This is a genomic window from Endozoicomonas sp. SESOKO4 (genome assembly GCF_024606275.1).
In genome coordinates this window covers 1-4,134 of record NZ_JAHHPS010000227.1, presented here as the reverse complement: position 1 = coordinate 4,134, position 4,134 = coordinate 1, and the positions used below count along the sequence as shown (strand labels likewise).

General features: G+C 49.0%; 3 protein-coding genes. 2 read left to right on the top strand and 1 reads right to left on the bottom strand.

Features of this window, described 5'->3' with window-relative positions; all coding sequences use genetic code 11:
• Nucleotides 1-91: 91 nt before the first annotated feature.
• Nucleotides 92-1,228: an ABC transporter ATP-binding protein gene (locus KDK16_RS04300; protein ID WP_257274828.1), complete on the top strand. Its 1,137-nt coding sequence runs from the start codon at nt 92-94 to the stop codon at nt 1,226-1,228.
• A gap of 11 nt (nt 1,229-1,239) precedes the next feature.
• On the top strand, nt 1,240-3,429 hold the full coding sequence (malQ, locus tag KDK16_RS04295; protein WP_257274827.1) for a 4-alpha-glucanotransferase: 2,190 nt from the start codon (nt 1,240-1,242) through the stop codon (nt 3,427-3,429).
• Nucleotides 3,430-3,584: 155 nt separating this feature from the next.
• On the opposite strand, the gene KDK16_RS04290 is transcribed toward malQ, so the two are convergent.
• On the bottom strand, nt 3,585-3,809 hold the full coding sequence (locus KDK16_RS04290; RefSeq protein ID WP_257274825.1) for a type II toxin-antitoxin system Phd/YefM family antitoxin: 225 nt from the start codon (nt 3,807-3,809) through the stop codon (nt 3,585-3,587).
• Between the last annotated feature and the right edge of the window lie 325 nt (nt 3,810-4,134).

The following is a 4,134-nucleotide window of genomic DNA, read 5'->3' as shown; positions in this document are numbered from 1 at the left end:
ACCAATTTATTGCAACCGCAGTAGGACAGCCTTAAGTCCGACAGGCTGCTAGCAGTCTGGCGGGCGCTGCGAATGAAAAACGGAAAAACTTATGGCTGAAGTTAAGCTTGTTAATATTTCCAAAAGCTACGACCAGGGCAGGACCTGGGTTCTCAAGAACATCAACCTGAACATTGCCGAGGGTGAATTTATAGCATTTATCGGGCCTTCTGGCTGCGGTAAGTCCACTCTGCTTCGAATGGTCTGTGGTCTTGAGGATATCACTGAGGGTGAAATGTATATTGCCGGGGAGCAGGTGAATGACTGGCCACCCAACGAACGCAGGGTGGGCATGGTCTTCCAGTCTTATGCGCTCTACCCTCATATGTCCGTTGCTAAAAATATGGCCTTCGGCCTCAAGCTGGCAAAAGCCGACAAATCATTGATCAACAGCCGGGTTGAAGAAGCCGCCCGCATTCTCCAACTGGAGGCCCTGTTGGATCGAAAGCCAAAAGCCATGTCCGGAGGTCAACGACAAAGGGTGGCTATCGGCCGATCCATCGTGCAGCAGCCCAGGGTGTTTTTGTTTGATGAGCCGCTGTCCAATCTCGATGTCGCGCTTCGGGTTCAGATGCGGCAGGAAATAGCCCGACTGCACAACCGTCTGCAAACAACCTCTATTTACGTTACCCATGACCAGGTTGAAGCGATGACTCTGGCAGATCAGATCGTTGTCCTGAGTCCTCTGGCTCAGGGAGCAGAAAGTAACCTGGAGCAGGTTGGGAAGCCACTGGAACTTTATCACCAACCTGCCAACCTGTTCGTTGCCGGATTTATCGGTTCACCCAAAATGAATTTCTTTGATGGTTTTATTGAAGAAACCGGCAACAACGAAACACGACTCAAGTTGACCACCGGGGAAATGCTACGGGCTAACGTTGACAGTCAGGGTGCCAACAAGGGTGAGCGGGTCGTCTTGGGCATTCGACCGGAAGATGCTCTGGCTGAAACAGACAACGGTAATGCGGTTGAAGGCAAGGTCGAAACGCTGGAACGTCTGGGAGCCGAATCTTACATATACATGAGCCACGATACCATTCGAGAAAACTTCATTGTTCGGGTAGAAGACTCGAAAAAGCGTGAAGCAGGCAGCAAGATGAAAATTGAGCTTCCGGTCCAATTTTGTCACCTCTTCAATGCTGAGGGCATAGCTTTTCGTCGTACCCGGGCGCCAGCCTACGACTTGTGAGAGAGACCGCTATGTCTGATCCTGAACTGATTGAGCAGCTGGCCCGATACTATCGCGTTTCCGGAGAATACAGTGACTGGGCGGGTAAGCCAGTCAGCGTCCCCACTGAATACAAACTGCCGATTCTTGGTGCCATGGGATTAAACGTTGAATCTGACGACTCGATAAAGCAAGCGATAGCAGACATTGAACAGCAAAAGTGGCAGCAACCACTCCATCCCGTGTCAGTCTTCACTAAAGGTCAAAGCTATCAGGTCAGCCTGTACCTTGAGGATCAGCAGCTGGGTCATCTGTTCGAAGGTGAAATAATACTGGAAACCGCTGGCCACCACTCTCTGACCCTGAATACCAGCGATATGCCCATAGAGGCCAGTCGCACATTTGAGGGAAGAACCTACCACCACTTGACGTTCAACTTACCGGATGCTTTACCCCTTGGCTACCACCGGCTCTCTCTGCAAAGTGACAAGATGCAAGACAGCGCTCTGATCATTATTGCTCCTGAAACCTGCTATGAACCTGAGAGACTTGGGAGTGGAAATAAACTATGGGGCTGTGCTATCCAGTTATACACTCTTCGAACCGATCATGATTGGGGCATAGGTGACTTTTCCGGCCTGAGTCAGTTAGCGACTCAACTGGCGGAACAGGGCGCAGACATTGTCGGCCTGAACCCTATTCACGCCCTGTACCCGGCCAACCCTCTTCATGCCAGCCCCTACAGCCCATCGAGCCGAACCTTTATTAATCCGTTGTATATCGATATCACGGCCATAACGGACTTCAGGGAATGTGAAGAAGCTCAGAGACAATTTGAAGATCCTGAGTTCAAAGAACAACTGCAACAGGCAAGAGACGAAGAGTATGTGGACTACAGTCTGGTAGCATGGCTGAAGTTTGGTTTTCTGAACACACTGTTTGATCACTTCCATAAGCAACACCTGAGCCCCGAAAGCTCGCGGGGAAAAGCTTTTCTGGACTTTTGCAGAAACCGTGGCCCCGCTCTGGAGCGACATGCCCTTTATGAAGCTATTTATGAGCACTACAAAAAGCTGGACATCAATAACTGGGGATGGCCTTGCTGGGAGTCACAGTTCCAGAACCCGGAATCCGGTGCCGTCAAAGAGTTTGCCAGCCATAACCGAAAACGCATTCAGTACTACATGTACTTGCAGTGGCTGGCTGAAGATCAGCTGACCAAAGCTCAGGAAGCGGCCATTGAAGCCGGTATGCTGGTTGGCATCTATCGTGATTTGGCAGTAGGCGCAGACACTGGCGGCGCCGATGTCTGGAGTCATCGCGACCTTTACTGTCTGGATGCAGGCGTTGGTGCGCCCCCGGATGGTGTAGCGCCCCAGGGACAGAACTGGGGTTTACCTCCCTTTAATCCTCAGGTACTCATCGCTCAGCAGTACCAGCCCTTTATTGAAATGGTTCAGGCCAATATGAACCACTGCGGGGCTTTGAGAATTGATCATGTCATGGGTCTGCTAAGGCTCTGGTGGTGCCCCAAAGGCAAAACGGCTGATTATGGCGCCTATGTCTATTATCCTCTGAATGACTTTCTGGGCATTATCAAACTGGAAAGCCATCGTCGTCAGTGTCTGGTATTTGGAGAGGATCTTGGGACCGTCCCACCTGAAATCGAAGCTTCTCTGCCTCCTGCCCTGTTTTACTCCAATGAAGTGGCTCTGTTCGAGTGTTTGGGTGATCATTTCACGCTACCTCAGGATTACAAACCCATGGCTCTGACCTGTGTCAGTAATCATGACATCCCTCCTCTGAAGGCCTGGTGGAATTGCCTCGATCTGGATTTGCGCCTGCAACTGGGCATTTATGATCACAACCGGGCTCAGCAAGAAAAAGAGGCAAGACACAGAGAAAAGCTGGCTTTGCTGAAAACACTTTCGAACGTCCATGAGTTTCCTGAAGGCATGAACCCGCAGGATATTTCCACAATGGAATACTCAAGGGACTTAATGGAAAAAGTTCATTATTACCTGGCTAAGACAGCATCAAAAATCACAGTGATTCAGCTGGAAGAGGTGTTACAGATCGAATCCCCGGTGAATATTCCGGGAACCAGCGAAGAGTATCCAAACTGGCGCAGGAAGTTAACCGACACTCTGGAGAATATTTTTGCTGATGAATCCAACCGGTCGTTTTTTAACAATATGTCAGTGATTAGAAAGGGCGGTTAGGTTTAGCACAACCAAAGTATAAAAATGTATGCGGCTGCTTTAATAGTGGAAACGGCAGGCTTTAAAGATAATCACTCCGGACTTTTTCTGACCAACATATCAACCTTTTATGCTTAGTCTTATGCCTCGCCATCAATCAAGCCTTTTTCTGGAACCTAACCTGCCTCAATTTGGGCAATAGATTCGTTCAAATGTTTTATGTTGTTCGAAGATGACATTAAATGAAGGTTTTCCATCAGGTTGTTGTAGCTGTCCAGTGACATGACCACCGCATCCTCACCTTCCCGCCGGTGGATAATGGTGTGGTTAGCATCTTCGGCCACCTGATCAAGCAGCGACTTCAGATTGTTTCTGGCTTTGGAGTAAGAGATTACATTCATAACAGTATTACCTGAACAATTAATTGAACAATGTCTTTTACAAATTCAGGGCTATTTAAAGATATATCAAGATTCCCGCCACTGTCCGATAGAATGTTGACACACCCATTCGTCCTGAGCCTGTCGAAACGTCGACAAGCTCAAGCGAACTGTCTTCGAAGGCTATCGGTCAAACAGCTGATCCACTTTTTCCAGGGTAGCCTTGATTTGATCAATCACCTTCAATGCTGCAGCACCCTGACCGGTCTTCAGGTAGTCGTATACCTGCAATTGATAGTGATACAAGACTTTCCCGGCATACTCGGTATAACCGTCTTCAAAACCG